Origin of the sequence: Spirosoma endophyticum, from assembly GCF_900112365.1 — a bacterium.
Lineage (GTDB): Bacteria > Bacteroidota > Bacteroidia > Cytophagales > Spirosomataceae > Spirosoma > Spirosoma endophyticum.
The window spans coordinates 1,071,603-1,089,145 of sequence record NZ_FOLQ01000001.1; the positions used below are offsets into that span (position 1 = coordinate 1,071,603).

General features: G+C 48.0%; 17 protein-coding genes. 7 read left to right on the forward strand and 10 right to left on the reverse strand.

Features of this window, described 5'->3' with window-relative positions:
* The first annotated feature begins 132 nt into the window (after positions 1 to 132).
* Positions 133 to 1,050, forward strand: coding sequence for a gliding motility-associated ABC transporter ATP-binding subunit GldA (gene gldA, locus BM202_RS04225; protein WP_093823231.1), 918 nt, complete (start codon positions 133 to 135; stop codon positions 1,048 to 1,050).
* 121 nt (positions 1,051 to 1,171) lie between these two features.
* Here the strand turns inward: gldA and BM202_RS04230 are convergent, their stop codons facing one another.
* Complete coding sequence (locus tag BM202_RS04230; RefSeq protein ID WP_093823234.1) at positions 1,172 to 1,705, reverse strand: DUF4136 domain-containing protein; 534 nt, start codon at positions 1,703 to 1,705, stop codon at positions 1,172 to 1,174.
* Between the two features lie 132 nt (positions 1,706 to 1,837).
* On the reverse strand, positions 1,838 to 2,875 hold the full coding sequence (gene aroB, locus BM202_RS04235; RefSeq protein ID WP_093823236.1) for a 3-dehydroquinate synthase: 1,038 nt from the start codon (positions 2,873 to 2,875) through the stop codon (positions 1,838 to 1,840).
* An 89-nt stretch (positions 2,876 to 2,964) separates the two neighbouring features.
* Between aroB and BM202_RS04240 the strand changes: the two genes are divergently transcribed.
* A complete protein-coding gene (locus BM202_RS04240) occupies positions 2,965 to 4,206 on the forward strand; it encodes an MFS transporter (RefSeq protein ID WP_093823238.1) in 1,242 nt (413 codons plus the stop codon).
* A gap of 116 nt (positions 4,207 to 4,322) precedes the next feature.
* Here BM202_RS04240 and BM202_RS04245 read toward each other — a convergent pair whose 3' ends face one another.
* A complete protein-coding gene (locus BM202_RS04245) occupies positions 4,323 to 5,462 on the reverse strand; it encodes a pyridoxal phosphate-dependent aminotransferase (protein WP_093823239.1) in 1,140 nt (379 codons plus the stop codon).
* A 296-nt stretch (positions 5,463 to 5,758) separates the two neighbouring features.
* Positions 5,759 to 6,793 (reverse strand): glycosyltransferase family 9 protein, encoded by a 1,035-nt coding sequence (locus BM202_RS04250; RefSeq protein WP_093823241.1) that lies wholly within the window; start codon positions 6,791 to 6,793, stop codon positions 5,759 to 5,761.
* A gap of 43 nt (positions 6,794 to 6,836) precedes the next feature.
* Between BM202_RS04250 and BM202_RS04255 the strand changes: the two genes are divergently transcribed.
* Together BM202_RS04255 and BM202_RS04260 are read left to right on the forward strand one after the other, a co-directional pair.
* Positions 6,837 to 8,072, forward strand: a complete 1,236-nt coding sequence (locus BM202_RS04255; RefSeq protein ID WP_093823243.1) for a M16 family metallopeptidase — start codon at positions 6,837 to 6,839, stop codon at positions 8,070 to 8,072.
* 76 nt (positions 8,073 to 8,148) lie between these two features.
* On the forward strand, positions 8,149 to 8,475 hold the full coding sequence (locus BM202_RS04260) for a nucleotide pyrophosphohydrolase (protein ID WP_093823245.1): 327 nt from the start codon (positions 8,149 to 8,151) through the stop codon (positions 8,473 to 8,475).
* Between the two features lie 112 nt (positions 8,476 to 8,587).
* Here BM202_RS04260 and BM202_RS04265 read toward each other — a convergent pair whose 3' ends face one another.
* The 3 genes from BM202_RS04265 to bshA all read right to left on the reverse strand — a co-directional run bounded on the left by BM202_RS04265 (position 8,588) and on the right by bshA (position 11,935).
* Entirely contained in the window at positions 8,588 to 9,235 is a 648-nt protein-coding gene (locus BM202_RS04265) for a sterol desaturase family protein (RefSeq protein WP_093823247.1), read from the reverse strand.
* A gap of 97 nt (positions 9,236 to 9,332) precedes the next feature.
* Positions 9,333 to 10,670, reverse strand: a complete 1,338-nt coding sequence (locus tag BM202_RS04270) for an NAD(P)/FAD-dependent oxidoreductase (RefSeq protein WP_093823248.1) — start codon at positions 10,668 to 10,670, stop codon at positions 9,333 to 9,335.
* 125 nt (positions 10,671 to 10,795) lie between these two features.
* Entirely contained in the window at positions 10,796 to 11,935 is a 1,140-nt protein-coding gene (bshA, locus tag BM202_RS04275) for an N-acetyl-alpha-D-glucosaminyl L-malate synthase BshA (protein ID WP_093823250.1), read from the reverse strand.
* 203 nt (positions 11,936 to 12,138) lie between these two features.
* Between bshA and BM202_RS04280 the strand changes: the two genes are divergently transcribed.
* The 3 genes from BM202_RS04280 to BM202_RS04290 all read left to right on the forward strand — a co-directional run bounded on the left by BM202_RS04280 (position 12,139) and on the right by BM202_RS04290 (position 14,372).
* Positions 12,139 to 13,020, forward strand: coding sequence for a geranylgeranylglycerol-phosphate geranylgeranyltransferase (locus BM202_RS04280; RefSeq protein ID WP_093823252.1), 882 nt, complete (start codon positions 12,139 to 12,141; stop codon positions 13,018 to 13,020).
* A gap of 145 nt (positions 13,021 to 13,165) precedes the next feature.
* Entirely contained in the window at positions 13,166 to 13,867 is a 702-nt protein-coding gene (locus BM202_RS04285; protein ID WP_093823664.1) for a TapB family protein, read from the forward strand.
* 124 nt (positions 13,868 to 13,991) lie between these two features.
* Entirely contained in the window at positions 13,992 to 14,372 is a 381-nt protein-coding gene (locus tag BM202_RS04290) for a MerC domain-containing protein (RefSeq protein ID WP_093823254.1), read from the forward strand.
* 103 nt (positions 14,373 to 14,475) lie between these two features.
* On the opposite strand, the gene BM202_RS04295 is transcribed toward BM202_RS04290, so the two are convergent.
* From BM202_RS04295 to BM202_RS04305, 3 genes are all read right to left on the reverse strand, one after another.
* Entirely contained in the window at positions 14,476 to 15,585 is a 1,110-nt protein-coding gene (locus BM202_RS04295) for a cytochrome-c peroxidase (protein ID WP_093823256.1), read from the reverse strand.
* On the reverse strand, positions 15,582 to 16,400 hold the full coding sequence (locus BM202_RS04300; RefSeq protein ID WP_093823258.1) for an MbnP family protein: 819 nt from the start codon (positions 16,398 to 16,400) through the stop codon (positions 15,582 to 15,584). The genes BM202_RS04295 and BM202_RS04300 overlap by 4 nt, the downstream gene beginning before the upstream one ends.
* A 159-nt stretch (positions 16,401 to 16,559) precedes the next feature.
* Positions 16,560 to 17,405: a sugar phosphate isomerase/epimerase family protein gene (locus BM202_RS04305; RefSeq protein ID WP_093823260.1), complete on the reverse strand. Its 846-nt coding sequence runs from the start codon at positions 17,403 to 17,405 to the stop codon at positions 16,560 to 16,562.
* Between the last annotated feature and the right edge of the window lie 138 nt (positions 17,406 to 17,543).

Sequence of the window (17,543 nt, forward strand, 5' to 3'; positions counted from 1 at the left end):
AAAAACGGTGTCTATTGCGGTTAAACCGCTAAAAATAGAAATTCTTTCCGGTTTTTTGTCTGTTCCCTACACATTCCTACTATGTCAATTCAGTATACTACATCGTTCATTGTTCAGCATTAGCCATAAATCATGTCTATCCAGATTAAGAGCCTTACCAAAGAATACAATCAACAGCGGGCCGTCGATCAGATTTCGCTAACCGTGAAACCAGGTGAGATCGTTGGTTTCCTGGGACCAAATGGTGCGGGAAAATCGACAACCATGAAAGTAGCTACGGGCTACCTCCCCCCCACCGAAGGTACGGTGGAAGTGAACGGATTCGACGTTCTGACCCAGCCAATGGAGGTACGACGTAGCGTTGGTTACTTACCCGAGCATAACCCGCTCTATCTGGATCTATACGTAAAGGAATACCTTCGCTTTGCCGGAGCCTTGCACGGGCTAAGCGGCTCGAATCTGAGCCGACGTATTACTGATATGATTGAACTGGTTGGTTTAGGCCGCGAACAGCACAAACGTATCGGGCAGCTCTCGAAAGGATACCGGCAACGCGTCGGTCTGGCGCAGGCCTTACTTCACAATCCACCTGTATTGATTCTGGATGAACCAACAACTGGCCTCGACCCAAACCAGCTGGCCGAAATCAGACAGGTTATTCGCGATGCGGGCCGCGACAAAACAGTACTTTTTTCTACGCACATCATGCAGGAAGTCGAAGCCGTCTGCGATCGGGTGGTGATTATCAATAGAGGTAAAATCGTAGCGGACGGCTCTTTGAGTGAGCTCAGAAGTGCATCATCTGGAGACGGTGTCGTTGTGGTAGCCGAGTTTGAAGGTAATTTAGCCAATCCAGACGTCTTGAAGACCGTTTCGGGCGTTACGCATGTTGAGCTATTGACACAAGGTCAGTATCGAATCTCTGCCGAACAAAACACTGACCTGCGGGCAGCTATCTTCCGCCTTGCCGCCGATCAGAACCTAACGCTCGTAGGATTACGTCAGCAGGAAAGTTCGCTGGAAGGAATATTTAAGGAATTGACGAAGTGACGCGGGCATCTTATCCATCTATAAAATTACTGGGTCCAGCTATAAAAACAGAAGGCGAGACACATGTCTCGCCTTCTGTTTTTATAGCTGTATTTAAACTGAGGATATCTTGTCCGCGTTACTACCGCGCGGTTGCCATCAGCGGGTACTGATCAAATATGGATCGTACGATGCCCTTGAAGTAATTATTCTTGAAATTCTGGTTGCGCATCATTTTAGATGCATAGCCTTTCCAGATTACCTGATAGGATTCGGCGTCAATGAGCGAAATCATCAGCGTGCCTTCATCGAGGTTATAGTCAATGCGCTTATACGTAGCGTCATCATCTTCGCGAACAACCCAATCCTTCATAACCGGCTGCTGATAGCCCCGAAAACGCAGATCGGAACGGAATATATTATACGAAATCAGCAGATTGGGGTTTCGATTGCTGACGCGATAGCCCCGGGCTTCCATCTGGTGCCGGATAGCATCCTGAATGTCGGAACAGAGGAGTGTGGAATCAACGAATTCACACTCTAAAAAATTAAACGATTCGTAGTTCTTAAAATGGCCCTCGTAGCTATAATCATTCTCTACAAATAACCTACTTGGCGAACAGCCCGCCATAGCGACAACAGCCAGTGTAAATAGAATTCCGATGCACTTTTTCATACTCACCTTTGTAAAAGTTTTCAACAAATAGATTATAATAAATAGTTATGGTAGTTAACAAGGGATCATTTACGGTCAAACCCAAATATAATCGTAATTGTTTGGCAAACAATAGGCTACCGCCAAATTTTATTACTTATTTAAACCTCGGTAAAACTCCAGTCCTCGTCGCATTTCAGATGCAGTAACCGGAATATCGAACGCACAACTACCCGGCCCATCAAGTAACGCCATTCTGACCTGATGTCCCCGGTTTTTCTTGTCCTGTAGGGTCAATGATAAAATCGGTTCGATGTCGCCATCCAGAAGACGTACATTTCCATATACGGCAAAAATGTATTCTTCGATTTGCGTCAACACGATTTCGTCGATCATCTTTTTGTGTACCGCAATATAGGCCTCAGCAATCATCCCTACCGCAATTGCTTCGCCGTGGAGAAGACGCTTGCGGGGCTGTGTCAAAAAGTACGTCTCAACCGCATGGCCCAACGTATGGCCGAAGTTCAGAATCTTACGCAACCCCTTCTCGGTTGGGTCCTGTTCAACGATGCGCTGCTTAACTGCTACGGAGTGCGCCACCAGGGTTGACCAGTCCTGCTCCTCAAGATCGCGCCGACGAATTTCGTCCCACATGGTAGCATCAGCAATCAGGCAATGCTTAATGACCTCCGCAAAACCCGACCGCAGTTCCCGTTCGGGTAACGTCGCCAGGAACGTAGTGTCGATCAATACGGCTTCGGGTTGCTTGAACACACCAATGTGATTTTTGAAACCCCGAAAATCAATACCAAGCTTACCGCCCACGCTGGCGTCTACCTGCGACAGCAACGTAGTAGGCAATTGAGCGAAAGCAATGCCCCGTTTATAGGTAGCCGCGCAAAAACCACCCATATCGCCAATAACACCACCCCCTAAATTCAGCACCAGGGCATGACGGTCAAAATTAGCGCGTGTCAGGGCATCCCAAATTAATTCGCAGGTAGCAATGTGCTTCTGCTCCTCTCCCGATTTCAGACGGATCAGCGTATGCTTCGGCAGAAAGGATTTAAGTTCGGGGTAGCAAAAACGGGACGTATGATTATCGGCAATAACGGCAATGTCCGAAAAGTCATTAGAATCAAGGAAAGCAGGCAGGCTTTCGGCAAGTGGGGCAATCGATACGGTAGACATGCGGTAAAAATACGTCAGTCGCCGGTTGGTATAAAGGTAAGACCATAAGTATTTTTAGCTTTACCAACAAATCCTCTCTCCCTGTCTGTATGAAGGCTCGCTACGGTGTTCTGGCCGGTTTATTTCTGCTCTCAACCATTACCTACCTCGACCGCGTTTGCATGAACGTAGTGAGCAAATACGTCAAATCAGATCTACACCTCGACAATGAACAATTCGGCTGGATACTGGGCGCGTTCTCGCTATCGTATGCCCTGTTCGAAATTCCAACTGGTTCCCTGGGCGACAGGATTGGTCCCCGGCGTGTCCTGACGCGTGTTGTTCTGTGGTGGTCAGCCTTCACGGCCCTTACAGGTACGGCCTTTACTTTTTTGTATCTGCTTATCGTTCGGTTTCTGTTTGGTATTGGTGAAGCGGGCGCTTATCCAAATGCGTCTATCGTTATTGCCCGCTGGTTTCCGGCGGTTGAGGTTGGGCGGGCACAGTCGGTTATCTGGGCGGCCGGACGATTGGGTGGTGCTTTAACGCCCCTGCTGGTGATTCCGCTGGTCCACTGGGCTGGCTGGCGATGGGCCTTTGCCTTGCTGGGCTTAACGGGTGTCTTATGGGCCTTAGGCTGGTACATTTGGTTTCGCGATGAACCATCTGAGCAACCCGGCATCCGGGCCGAGGAAGTTCGTGAAATCGAATCGGGTCGTAACCTCAAGCAGAGTGACCACCGAATTCCGTGGACGACCATTATCCGCAACCCCGATCTATGGGCGTTGATGCTGATGTGTCATCTGTTCTTCTACGGATCGTATTTCTTCACGAACTGGTCGTCGGTCTATTTTCAGGAAGGACGCGGCATGAGCGAAGATCAAACCAAGAATTTTATTTCGCTTTCCTATTTTCTGGGCGCTATTGGCTGTCTGGTGGGCGGTACGTTGAGCGATGTTCTGACGAAACGATATGGACTTAAAATCGGGCGCCGGGTGGTGGGCGTGGGAGGTCTGGGCTTATCGAGTTTATTTTTCCTGCTGGCTGGCCTTACTACGGATAACCAAATGGCGGGTTACTATCTGGCGATCTGCGTGTTGATGAAAGATCTGGCCTTGCCTGTGGCCTTTGCCGTATGCGTGGACATTGGGCAACGTAACGCGGGTACGGTAACTGGCTCCATGAATTTTGCCGGACAGCTGGGTGGCTTTTTCATTACCATTCTGTTTGGCACCATTGTCCAGCACACCAACAATTTCAATTACCCATTATTTATGATTGCGGGTTGCCTTTTGGTGAGTGCGCTCTTGTGGCTACGTATTGATCCAACCAAAACTGTAGCGATAAAATAAAGGTAACGCAGCAGGAAAGCCGTGAAGCTGCAGGTTAATTCTATAGGCGTTGTTTCGCTATATCATTTAACCTGCGGCTTCACGGCTTTCCTGCCGCGTTACTACTACGTTCTTTTCTACGAAATAACTTTCAGTCCTTCCGCAAATGCCTGCATTTGTGGCATTGTGCCCAACGAAACGCGGCACCAGTATTGACCATCGAACTTCCACTGACGAATACTCACGCCCTTTTCCATCATCCGACCTACGAAATCTTCGCCTTTCATCCGGATTGGGAACATCACGAAGTTAGCGCCCGACGGGAGCGGTTCGTAGTTTGTTTGCTTCAACACGCCATACAGATAATCTTTCGACTCCTGTGTTTTGCCCAGCGAGAATTTGATGAAATCCTTGTCCTGCAAGCTCACCATGGCCGCCCGTAAGGTCGTCATACTCATGGAGCTGCCACCCGTTGCGAACTTGGCAATCTGTTCCAGCAATTCAGGCTTGGCAATCATATAACCGGCCCGAAGTCCGGCGAAACCGTGTACTTTCGAGAAGGTCTTCGTTATGATTACATTGCTTCCTTTCTTCACCATATCCACCATTGTATAAGCTTTTGGATCTGGCGTATAGTCGATATAGGCTTCGTCAACCAGAATTGGCGTCTTAGTGCCTACAGCATCGCAGAATGCCCGCAGTTTGCCAGGATCAACCGTGATGGCCGTTGGATTGTTCGGGTTGCAGAGATAGACCATACCCGTCTGACTCCCAATACGTTCGTTAAGTTTATTCAGGTTGATGTCGTATCCATCGGCTGCAACGAGGGGCACTTTGTCCATCGTAATGCCGTGTTTGATAGAGGTACGTGGAAGCGCGTCGAAGGTTGGGTCGGGCGCCACAATGGTACGCCCGGCGTTTGCCCGGTAAGCCGCCCAAAGTGAAGCTGCCGTGAGTAACTCGCCTGACCCTGCACCCAGCAGTACGTAATCTTCTGGAACGCCTTCGGTTTCTGCAATCAGTTTACGGAATTGCTTCGCGTACTCCATCGCGTAGAGGTAACCATCGGGCGCTGCTTCGGTGATGGTTTTCAGCGCTTTTGGTGAAGGCCCATAAGGGTTTTCGTTCGCCGACAAACGGGCTTTTATGGCAACCTTAGGCACTTCAAAGCCCATTGGCATTTCGGGTTCTGGTTCGCAGAATGCGGCTGGAGCCGTCATTAAACCCAGACCAGATAACATACTGGCCCGGAGCCAGTCACGACGATTGATAGACATACGAGTATGTTTGTATAACGTACTACTAGATAGATGAAGAATATCTTTGTTTGTGGAGTTAACGACTCACAGAATCAGGCAAGTAGGTGAGTCGAAACCGCTTATTTTGTTGTACTATCGCTAATAGACCAAATATAGGGCCTAACAAGGCCCTTTCAAATAAATAGTTCGCTTTATTAGTAAAGTATTTTATAAAATTTCAATAAATGCAATAATTACAAAATAAAACACAAACTCATGTGATAACTAATTTCAATACGTTGAAATACACACGCTAATGTAGTCTACTACACACGCTATTCCAGGATGGTTAAATCTTCGACTCGAATCGTCCAGGCACACCGAAAATGGCCCAATGGGCAAGCCATGCGCCCGTGTAGCGTGCAAGGCTTGCAATCGAGTAGCTCGGGCGTTTGAACAATGCGTGATACGTCAGCCAGCGGCCCAAAGCCAAATTCGGGAACGGTCGAGCAAAAGATAGCCGTCGTCGGCGCATTCATCGCCGAGCACAAGTGAAGTGGTGCCGAATCATTTACATAGTTCATTACAGCATCCTGCTGTAATGCAGCCGATTGCAATAACGTCAATTTCCCGGCCAGATTCACTACGTTCACTTGTCGCCCCGTCAGTTCCCGAATGGTCTCGCAAGCGACTTTATCAGTTGGCGCACCTACTAAATAGACTCTCAAATTTCCAGGCAAAGACTGAATTAATTCGACCCAGCGTTCCGTCGGATATTGCTTCGTAAACCAGACCGACATAGGTGCCATGCACACATACGGCTGTCTTTTGTACATACTAACCACTTCATAGTCGGGCATAGACGGGTAAAGTTTTGGGCGCGTGAGCGATCTGAAGGCCGGTAGATTAACCGGTTTCCCGTCTATTTCCAGTGCACGTAATAAACCGGCATTCCGATCAACCTCATGTATACCCGGCTCAAACCGGTGTTCGACCTGCCGCGTAAAAAATCGGGAAAATGGATTCTTGTTAAACCCGACGGTACATTTTGCGCCCGATAAAGCCGTCAGTAATCCCATGGTACCATAGCGTTGTAAATTCAGCACCGCATCATAGTTCCGGGCACGGACAGTACGTAATAACCGCCATAAATCCCGATATTTGGTACCCTTTTTATGCCAGATCAGGACATCGTTCAGGAAGGGATTATTTGCCAGCAGACTCTCGTTACCTTTGCGCACCAGCACATCCAACACAGCGTTAGGCCAGGTTTCGTGCAGCTGTTCGAGTAAGGCAGTAGCCAGAATTACATCGCCAATGAAAGCGGTTTGAATAATCAGGAACCGGGGTGGATTGGTTGCGGTTATCATTAGTACGCTCAACACGTCGTTACGACTGCGTAAATTGTTAAGAATGGAAGATTACGAAGTTTATACTCTGCCCAACGGAATTCGAATAGCACATAAACAAATTCCGCATACGCAGATTTCCCATTGCGGCATCATGCTCGACATCGGTAGCCGCGACGAACAACCTCACCAGCAGGGATTAGCCCACTTCTGGGAACACATGGCTTTCAAAGGTACGGAGAAACGAAAATCCTACCATATTATCACTCGTTTAGAAACGGTTGGTGGTGAGTTGAACGCCTATACTACGAAGGAAAAAGTATGTTTTCATGCATCGGTACTGGATAAACATTTCGAGAAGGCAGCCGAATTATTAGCCGACATTACGTTCCACTCGGTATTTCCCGAAAAGCAAATCGAGCGCGAGCGGAGCGTTATTCTGGAAGAGATGGCGATGTATTACGACTCGCCCGAGGATGCCATTCAGGATGATTTCGATGAGTTAGTGTTCCCGAATCACGCCCTTGGCGGCAATATTCTCGGCACGATGGAAACGGTTGGGTCATTTGGGCGCGATGATCTGCAGCGATTTATTGCGGAGAACTACGACACGAGCCGAATCGTATTTGCCTCTGTTGGTAGGCTTCCCTTTAAACAGGTTGTGAAAGTGGCCGAAAAATACTTCCGCGATGTACCAGCACAGCACTCGGTCCGTCAGCGCAAAACGCCCACTACGTATGTACCGCGTCAAACCCGCGTAGAACGACCTATTACACAGGCTCAGTGCGCGCTCGGCCGGCCAGCCTACGGCTTGACCGACCCGCGACGACTCCCGTTTTTCATGCTCGTCAATCTGCTTGGTGGCCCCGGCATGAACTCGCGACTGAATCTGAATCTGCGCGAAAAATATGGGCTGGTCTATTCGATCGATGCCAGCTACACACCGTATCTGGACACGGGTTTTCTAGGCATCTATTTCGGCACAGACCCTAAAAAGGTGGACAAAGCGCACTCGCTGATCATGAAAGAGTTGAAGCGATTGCGTGAACAGCCACTTACTACGTTGCAATTGCATCAGACTAAAGAGCAGTTAATTGGACAGTTGGCCATGTCGGAGGAAAGCAATAACAGTTTTATGCTGATGATGGCCAAGAGCCTGCTGGACATTAACCGCGTTGAAGCGTTGAATGATATTTTCAGCGACATCAAATCCGTTACGTCGGAGCAATTACAAGGTCTCGCTCAGGAGGTTTTCGACGAAAATCAGTTCAGTTCACTCACGTTTGTACCCGAGAAATAAGTCGATAGTCAGTAGTCGTCAGTCATCCGCAAAATAGTATTGACTGACGACTACTGACTGTCGACTGTTTACTATTATGACTATCAAAGACGCTCAAACCACCGTTGACGAGTGGATCAAGACCGTTGGTGTTCGCTATTTTAACGAGCTAACAAACATGGCGATGCTCACGGAAGAAGTTGGAGAGGTCGCTCGTATTATTGCCCGTCGTTATGGCGAACAGTCTGAAAAAGAGTCAGATAAGAACAAAGACCTGGGCGATGAAATGGCCGACGTACTATGGGTACTCATTTGCCTCGCCAACCAGACGGGCATTGATCTGACAGAGGCTTTTCAGAAGAATATGGACAAGAAAAATATCCGGGATGCTACGCGGCATCTGAATAATGAGAAACTGAAGTAATACGTAGCGCGGACGGTTTACCATTGCGATGGAAACCCACGTTACGTAAAAAAAATCCCCGCAGACATCAGATGTCTGCGGGGATTTTTGCTGTGTGTCAAATTCAGGTCGTTTACTTTTGGAAAGATCCGAAAATGTAATCCCAGAATGGCGACGATACGCCGTAATTGCTTTCGGAATTTTTGTAGTGATGTACACTGTGGTTTACCCACAATTGCTTAAAGAAGTTTTTGGGTGGCGCGTAGGCATGAACAATAAAATGCACGGCCAGGTAGCCCGAATACCCTACCAGAAAACCAGGAAAGAAGGCATAAGCCGCTTCGCCCATCATCAGGAAAAATAAGCCAAAAAATGCACCTGCCACAAAAATCGCCAGGGCGGGAGGCATTGCCAGACGGGTTTTATCCTTCGGATATTCATGGTGAATGCCATGAAATGTATACTGAATTTTAGCCCGTTTTGGCGTCGTTGGCGCCAGGTGATACAGGTATCGGTGCAGCACATACTCGAATATCGAAAATACGAATAGACCCGTAAAAAAAAGCCCCGCAATAATCGACGTGCCCATGTCAGTATACGTGAAGGCATACCAACCCAGGAACGCAGACAATACCAGCCACATCGTGATGGGCACCATGATGTGCGTACGCGAAAGAGCTTCTAGTACAGGATTATCGAATAGTTTTTTGGTGCCGCTGTTTTTAGGACGGGTTTTTCCGTGCCCGGCCATAGTGTGTAGCTTCTCAGTAGTTGATTCCATAGATTCAGATACGTTGGCAAAAAATAATTGTGCAAAAGTACGACGAAAACGGGTTTTTAATGCGATTTAAGATAGTAAATTAAGTTTACTATCTTGGTTATGTCTTACTAACCTCCAGTTGATCGGAGAGTTTCTCCTGCATAGCTACCATATCCCCTTTAGGTAGTTTTGGCTTGATAATCAAACGCAATGAGTTACTGTAAGTCAAATAGTTAGCCATCCAGTTCAGAAAAATAGTCAGCCTGTTTTTTACACCGACAATCGACATTAGATGGACAAATAACCAAGTTAGCCACGCAAAAAATCCCTGAAATTTCAAAAAAGGCAAATCAACCACAGCTAATCCTTTTCCAATAGTCGCCATGGTGCCCAGGTCACGATACGTAAATTCTTTGGGCTGTTCATTATGGAGCCAGTGCAATAGGTTCTTAGCCAGATGCCCTCCCTGTTGAATGGCCCCCTGCGCAATCTGGGGATGACCATTGGGCCATTTCTCTTCAGTCATCAGCGCTACGTCGCCAATGGCGAATATATCCGTAAAACCCTGGACCTGATTGTACCGATTAACCAGCACGCGCCCACCACGGCCGATCACCTCCGGAGGCAACCCCGCCAACGGATTGGCCTTGACACCTGCCGCCCAAATGAGGTTATTGGTACGTAGCGTCGTGCCATCGTTCATGGTTACAATGCGTCCGTCAAAATCCTTTACTCGTGTATTTAAACGAACATTCACCCCTAGCTTTTGTAGATAAGCTAATGAATGCTCCTGCGATTGTACCGACATGGGCCCTAACAGTTCTCCACCCGATTCGATGAGGTAGATATCCATCATCTTGAAATCCAGTTCCGGATAATCTTTGGGGAGTACCGTTTTGCGCATTTCGGCCAGGGTTCCGCAGAGTTCAACGCCCGTTGGCCCCCCGCCTACTACCACCACGTCCATCAGGCCTTCCTTTTCATCCAGCGTTTCGACACTTAAGGCGTCTTCGAAATTTTGCAACATTCGGTTACGCAACGAAATAGCCTCCGCCACCGATTTCATCGGAAGTGCTTTCTCGATGATATTCTGCTGATTGAAGAAGTTCGTATCGGCGCCGGTGGCTATCACCAGATAATCATAGGTCACAGGCCCTAATTCGGTGTCAACGGTCTTCTCGGCTGGACGCACACCCGTTACGTTCGTGACGCGTATGTGCACATTCTTACAGTTACCAAATACCGACCGCAGTGGAAACAAGATTGAATTAGCCTCCAGACCAGCCGTAGCAACCTGATAATAAAGTGGTTGAAACTCGTGGTAGTTCTGGCGATTCAATAACACGACCTGAAATTCTTTTCGGCTCGATAGCTTGCGAGCCAGCTTCAGTCCACCAAAACCTGCGCCAACAATAACGACGCGCTTACGGTCTGTTTGTGGTATGTTTGGATTCATTATTTTCGATTTATGGTATTCAGCTTACGGTATTCAGTTTATAGTTTATGCTGGGCTAACGATCAGGTTATTTATTCGCCAAACCACCCTATACGTCTATTCCATGAACCGAATACATCAGCCTTTTAACTTACCAAAGGGAGCGATGCCTGCAATACACGCTCATAATGAGCTTCGTAAAGCGGCAAGATACGCGATAACTCGAATTCTTTGGCCCTTGCCAGCGCGTTTTCTTTAAAGGTCGGCAGGTGCTCATCGTCTAAAATATAGAGTGCGTTTTTGACCATATCGGCCACATCGCCAACGGGACTTAAAAAGCCCGTCACCCCCTGGATGTTCAGTTCAGGTAAGCCCCCGGCATTCGACGTAATGAGCGGCACCTCGCAGGCCAGCGCTTCGAGAGCTGCCAGTCCAAAACTCTCGTTTTCGGATGGCATCACAAACAGGTCCGCGACAGAAAGAACCTCTTCAACGGCATCTAATTTCCCCAGGAAACGCACCTGATCATAAATACCCAGATCACGTACCAACCGCTCGATACGGGCCCGTTCGGGACCGTCGCCCACAAGCAGGAGTTTGGCAGGGGTTTGCTGCTGAACGTGATAGAACATCATGACGGCATCGTCGATCCGCTTCACCCGCCGGAAGTTCGACGTATGTACGATCAGTTTTTCGCCGTTCGGGCAGATAGCTTTCTTGAAGTGCTCTTTCTGCTGGCGTCGAAAACGACTCAGGTCAATAAAGTTAGGAATGACTTCGATTTCGCGGTGAACGTTGAAGTGTTTATACGTATCCTGCCGCAAATTCTCCGACACGGACGTTACACCATCAGACTCGTTAATACTAAATGTCACGACCGGTTCATAGGATTCATCTTTACCAACCAGCGTAATATCGGTGCCGTGCAGGGTTGTCACAACGGGTATGGTACGTCCCTGCGAGCGCAGAATCATTTTGGCCATATAAGCCGCCGATGCATGAGGAATGGCATAGTGAACATGCAATAAATCAACGTTTTGATTCAGAACAACATTGACCATCGCGCTGGCGAGTGCCGACTCGTAGGGCGCATATTGAAAGAGCGGATACGTTGGTATATTTACTTCGTGATAAAAGACGTTTTCGTTGAAAAAATCGAGCCGGGGTGGTTGCTGATACGTAATGAAATGAACTTGATGACCATTTTTGGCCAATCCCTTACCCAGTTCAGTAGCGACAACACCACTGCCCCCGAAGGTCGGGTAACACACAATACCAATTTTCATGCGTGAGAGAACGATTTTGTCTCTCAACAACAAACGGGAACAAAAAGAATCCCTGAACACGGGAGAAAAGGATTAAAGTGATTTAAGGAGCTGGGGAAGTGGGCCAAAAACGGTAGCCCTATCGCTGTCATCTCTTTTTTCCTTTCGTCCTACATCTCCCCCTTCTTTCCTGTAAAATCCTTATTTTTGACAAAAAAACGGTCATGGTTGCGCGTCAGTCAGTTCCTTTCTCAGCCTTCACATTCGGTTTTCTGCGGCTCATTCGGGTACAGAATCTACTGATTGTGGTGCTGACGCAGTTCATGGCCCGCGTGTTTTTAGTTGGACCCGGCGAAGAGGGCGGTCGCGCGCAGCTTATTACCGATCCTACCATCTGGCTTCTCTCGATTTCAACGGCTTGCATTGCCGCGGCAGGCTATATTATCAATGACTACTTCGATGTCAAGATCGACCTGGTCAATAAGCCGAAGCGCGTCGTTATTGGTCGTTATCTCAAGCGACGGGTGGCTATGGGCGTGCACCAGATACTAAACATAGTGGGTTGTCTGATTGGACTTTACCTGAGCAAATGGATTTTCCTGGTTGATGTTATTTCGGTGTCGCTGTTGTGGTTCTACTCGGCGCAGTTCAAGCGACAACCCCTGATCGGCAACCTTATCGTTTCGTTACTGACCGCCTTTTCGCTGATTACACTGGCTATTTATTACCGCCATAATGTCGGCATGTTGCTCATTTATGCCCTGTTTTCGTTTGGCATTACGCTCATTCGCGAGATCATTAAAGACATGCAGGATATCCGGGGCGATGCCCGATTTGGTTGCCGAACACTGCCCATTGTGTGGGGCCTGCGCCGAACAAAATACCTGCTCTACGTATTAATTGGCGCGTTTCTCATCAGCATATTTCTCATTGCCAGCGCCCTTCATAACGTACGGCTTAACTTTATTTTTCTGCTTTTACTTCTCCCCCTCGCGTGGCTTACCTATCAACTTGTGCTGGCCGACACCCGACGGGATTTTGGGTATCTCAGTAGCCTATGCAAGCTTATTATGCTCCTCGGCGTCGTCAGTATGATATGGGCGTAGAGAGATATAGGATGTATACTACATAAAATATTTGTTGCTACGAAAGCATATCGTCCATCATCTTTCGCCGTTTACTCAAGGATTTAGAGATTTGTTTATAGGGTCATATACCTTTGGTATTCTATAAATCTAAAGACGTTTGATGATGAAGACGCTTGTTTTTTCGCTGTTACTGACGCTAACGGCCGTAACGGCTGGACGGGCTCAGGATTGTATGGGCATGACGTTTAAAGCGGGTATGGGGTTCGAACTGAGTCACTTCAACGCCAAAGACAAGCCTGCCGGTAAGGTCATCTACCTTGTTAAGGATGTTCATAAAGAAGGGGGCGCTACTGTGATGGACATCACGGCGCAGTTTGAAGATGAAAAAGGCAAACAACGCACACCTTACTCCATCCATTACACTTGTACTGGTACCGAACTCGTGGCCGACATGTCGGGGATGATGCAGGCCATGCAATCCAATGGCCCGAAAGATATGGAGATGAAACTCAAATCGAATAAGCTGGTTTATCCCGGAAAACTCAGCGTGGGTCAGAAACTGAGTGACGGCCAGATGGAAGCCGAAATGACCAGCAATGGCAACACCATGATGAACATGAATATGGTCATGGCCAACCGACAGGTAGAAAGCAAAGACCCGATCACAACGCCGGCTGGTACGTTCGATGCCTATAAAATTTCATCGGACATGAGTTTCGAAAATAAAGTTATGGGAATCCCCATCCGTAACAGCATGCGTGTTGTCAGCTACCGAACTGACAATCAGATTTTTGACATAAAATCGGAAACGTACAACAAGAATGGCAAATTGATGGGCTATTCCGTTCTGAGTAAAGTGTATTGAGCTAATCCTGTAGGACACCCCAGCCCGTGCAGGGCTTTTACCTAACTAATTCGCAACTTTGTTGCAAAAAAGTGGGTTTCGGAGAAGTACGTTTAGCGAAAGCCCCGTATTTTTGCAGTCATCCATGAAAACAGGTATTCTTTCCCGCAAAGCTGATTACATCGGCATTACCGGCTCAGTGCTGTGCATTATTCATTGCCTTATAACGCCTGTGTTGTTGCTAACGACCTCGCTCATGCAGGATACTAGGCTTCGAATGGGCTATTTGAGTCTGGATTATGTCTTTATCGGGGTAAACATCATTGCCGTTTATTTTGCCACGCGGCATTACGCTCCTCCTATTATCAAGCGCAGTCTTTGGGGTTTCCTAGGCTTATTCACCATTGCGCTTCTTCTCGAAGATACAGATCCTGCTTTTGAATACCTGGCCTATGCCGCATCGGCCGGGCTGGTCATCACTCATTTATTCAACATCCGGCAACATCGGGTAAGTCACACGCACTGAACTGGGATTTCTTTGATTTTACTGACCGACTGTGATTTTTACTTTCCCAAAAGGCTTACAACTGAAATCATAGTCAGTCAGTAAAATTAAAAAAATCCCGGTCCTAGTTGGCGCTGAACGTCCGGTTGTTGATGAACGTATTGTCGGTAAGGGTTAGCAGAAAAGCGATTACCTGTTTCTTTTCCGTGTCCGTCAGTGCGATGCCGAGAGTGCCATTTACCTTCAGGGCAGGATCGAGCGAAGGGCTGTCCTTAACGCCAGTTCTATAGTGAGTAAGCACCTGATCTAACGTAGTGAATCGCCCATCATGCATGTACGGAAAGGTTTTTTCAACATTTCGCAGACTTGGCACCCGAAACTTCAGCCGGTCGGCTTCGTTCAGCGTGATCACGGAGCGACCCTGATCATTTATGGCACTGACTGGCAGGCCATTGTTGCGGTAACTCCGATCGGTAAATAAATCGGTAGCGTGGCAAGTCGAGCACTTCTGCTGAAACAGCGCAAGGCCGGCCAGTTCATCGGAACTTAAATCACCACCCGCTTCTTTCCTGACGTATTTATCGTAACGCGAATCCGCCGACACCAGGGTCAGCACAAACTGCGAAATGGCTTTCAGAAAACGCGCTGTCGTCACGGTGTCCGAACCGAAAGCAGCTTTGAATAGCGACGGATATTTAGGGCTTTTCTGAACCCGACTTAGCGCCGTAGCGAAGGCTAGATCCATCTCGACCGGATTCCTGATCGGTGAAATAGGCAACTCGTCTAAACTGGTAACGCCCCCATCCCAGAAAAACTCACGGCTCCAGCCCAGATTTTGCAGACCCGGTACGTTACGCGGTCCGAACTTACCATCGATACCATGACTCAACGGATGGTCGGAATGACCAAACCCCGCAAACTGCTGATGACAAAACCCACAGCTAATGGTACTGTCGCGGGAAAGTTGCGCATCATAGAACAACGTCTTTCCTAACGCTACCCCTTCAACCGTCAGTGGATTCTGAGTTAAATCATACACCATATCCGGAAAATTGGCAGGCTTCTTAAACGGATAAGGCGTTGTTTGATACACCACTCCGCCCCCACCCGATGTACCAGGATCAGGCGTTGGCTCAGTGCCGTTGCTGGATTGACACGAAACCGCCACCCCAAACAAAACCACACTGGCTGCCAAGCCAATACGTTGTAGCAATATCGTATTGAGCCGTATCATAAATTGGCCTGAATCCCCTTGTAGCTTATCATTTGCGCGTAGTTATTCGCGATGTTCGTTGAATAGGTTTCAAACATTACCGACGAATGCTGGGCAATACTCAGCTGCGTTGAGCCATTGAAAACCCTCAGGGCATCGGTCGTGAGCCGGACGATTGGCGTAACACCCGTTTGAACGCTGGCAACGTCGTTCCCAAAAGGCAGCGTGACCGTACGCAGGTTATTGATCGTTTTTTTGCCATCATAGCCCCCACCAAAACCACCGACGTGATAAAAGAACGTATTATTCTGGGTAGCCGGGGCCAATGTCGATATACCCTCCAGCTTCATGAAAATATAGCCTGAGTTCCAATCCCAGTACATGCCATCATTAAGACCAGGATCGAGCACTCCCGTTCGCTTGCTGATGTCGGCCAGGCTGCGCAGACTGTCTACGCCAATCGTAAACGTAAGGCCCGTATACTTGCCGATCGGTATATTATTCAATGAAATCGTCTGGGAAGTGGGGCTAGCCTCCTGAACCAGAAAATAGCTGCTATCCTGTGGCACTACGTAGTCGGTACCATCGTCTTTCCGAAGCCGAATGTTACTGACGAAATAGTTGAACTTTGTGACGGTGAACGATTCACCAGCCGCGTTTTGATACGTACTACTATTCAGTTTCAGGTCCGATGAGCCCACTACGTTATCGAAAGCGATTCGCATCTGGCCACTCTTTGTCACAATTACGGGATTCTCGTCGGAAGTTTCGCAGGCAATAACGGTTAGCCCAATAACCAGCATTGATAGTAAACCGGCAGTAATGGTCGTTTTCATAGTCGTTTCGTTGCACCTTCTGTCGTATAACGGATATAAGGATACGCTATTACGTAACGAACACGATCCTAATTTCATGTAAAAGGTTGGTATTAAATAAGGGTTAGCGATAGATTGAATCAATCCATCGCTAACCCTTATTTAACCCGTTTGAAAAGTCTACAGGCTCTTTAAATAGGCCATACTTTTAGGTACCTGCTCTTCTGCAGCCTTGCTTTCATCTTCAATATAAAAGTGATCGATGGATGCTTTATTGGCTGCTCTGAGCACCGCAGGCCAGTCGATTTGCCCCGTTCCCAAAACAACGGATTTCTCATTCGGCATTCCTCCTTTATCGCTGTGTTCTACATCTTTCGCTACGTCTTTCAAATGGATGAGCCGGAAGCGTTTCGGATATTTTGTCAGTAGTGCCGCCGGGTCCTGGCCTGGCAAATAGGTCCAGGTAACGTCCATCTCGTAGCCCACGTAGTCGGGGTTGGTTTGTTTCACCAGGTAATCGAATAACGTACCGCCCTCGTAGGGCTGAAACTCAAATCCGTGGTTGTGGTAGCAGAACATAAACCCTTTATCGTGCGCCTGTTTTCCGAAGCGGTTGAACACGTCAGCGGCCTGCTTCATCATCTCCAGCGTTGCTGCGCTTTTGTGCGGAATTGAACCGATACGTATGTATTTCACGCCCAGGATTTTGGCATTGTTCAGGATTGAATCCGGCTTTTGATCAATCGCGTCATAGCTCACCCCATAGCTACTGGCATGCAGCCCGCGCTGGTCAAGCAGGGCCCGTAGTTCAGTGGCCGTTTTCCCAAACAGGCTCGAAAATTCGATGTCTGTAATGCCCCAGGCTTTAATCTTATCCAGCGTACCAGGAACGTCTTTACCAAAACTATCGCGCAGGGTATAGGAAACAATGCCGGGCGTTTTCTTGACGAGTTTGCCAAAGGGTTGCGCCTGACCGACCGACGTAGCGATCACGACTAAAATCAAAAATGCGGTTGTACGTATCATGCTGAAGTAAACAGGGATTAATGGATTGAGGGAATGTGCTCCCCTTTTGGTCTGATATCTAATGAACGCTAAGTTACGCTGTTGATACGCTCATAAGGAATCAGTCATTGGGTTTCTACTTTATTCACTGCCTTTTCA

Coding starts and splice junctions, on each gene's coding strand:
- gldA (WP_093823231.1), top strand. CDS start 133: ATGTCTATCCAGATTAAGAGCCTTACCAAAGAATACAATCAACAGCGG.
- BM202_RS04230 (WP_093823234.1), bottom strand. CDS start 1,705: ATGAAAAAGTGCATCGGAATTCTATTTACACTGGCTGTTGTCGCTATG.
- aroB (WP_093823236.1), bottom strand. CDS start 2,875: ATGTCTACCGTATCGATTGCCCCACTTGCCGAAAGCCTGCCTGCTTTC.
- BM202_RS04240 (WP_093823238.1), top strand. CDS start 2,965: ATGAAGGCTCGCTACGGTGTTCTGGCCGGTTTATTTCTGCTCTCAACC.
- BM202_RS04245 (WP_093823239.1), bottom strand. CDS start 5,462: ATGTCTATCAATCGTCGTGACTGGCTCCGGGCCAGTATGTTATCTGGT.
- BM202_RS04250 (WP_093823241.1), bottom strand. CDS start 6,793: ATGATAACCGCAACCAATCCACCCCGGTTCCTGATTATTCAAACCGCT.
- BM202_RS04255 (WP_093823243.1), top strand. CDS start 6,837: ATGGAAGATTACGAAGTTTATACTCTGCCCAACGGAATTCGAATAGCA.
- BM202_RS04260 (WP_093823245.1), top strand. CDS start 8,149: ATGACTATCAAAGACGCTCAAACCACCGTTGACGAGTGGATCAAGACC.
- BM202_RS04265 (WP_093823247.1), bottom strand. CDS start 9,235: ATGGAATCAACTACTGAGAAGCTACACACTATGGCCGGGCACGGAAAA.
- BM202_RS04270 (WP_093823248.1), bottom strand. CDS start 10,670: ATGAATCCAAACATACCACAAACAGACCGTAAGCGCGTCGTTATTGTT.
- bshA (WP_093823250.1), bottom strand. CDS start 11,935: ATGAAAATTGGTATTGTGTGTTACCCGACCTTCGGGGGCAGTGGTGTT.
- BM202_RS04280 (WP_093823252.1), top strand. CDS start 12,139: ATGGTTGCGCGTCAGTCAGTTCCTTTCTCAGCCTTCACATTCGGTTTT.
- BM202_RS04285 (WP_093823664.1), top strand. CDS start 13,166: ATGAAGACGCTTGTTTTTTCGCTGTTACTGACGCTAACGGCCGTAACG.
- BM202_RS04290 (WP_093823254.1), top strand. CDS start 13,992: ATGAAAACAGGTATTCTTTCCCGCAAAGCTGATTACATCGGCATTACC.
- BM202_RS04295 (WP_093823256.1), bottom strand. CDS start 15,585: ATGATACGGCTCAATACGATATTGCTACAACGTATTGGCTTGGCAGCC.
- BM202_RS04300 (WP_093823258.1), bottom strand. CDS start 16,400: ATGAAAACGACCATTACTGCCGGTTTACTATCAATGCTGGTTATTGGG.
- BM202_RS04305 (WP_093823260.1), bottom strand. CDS start 17,405: ATGATACGTACAACCGCATTTTTGATTTTAGTCGTGATCGCTACGTCG.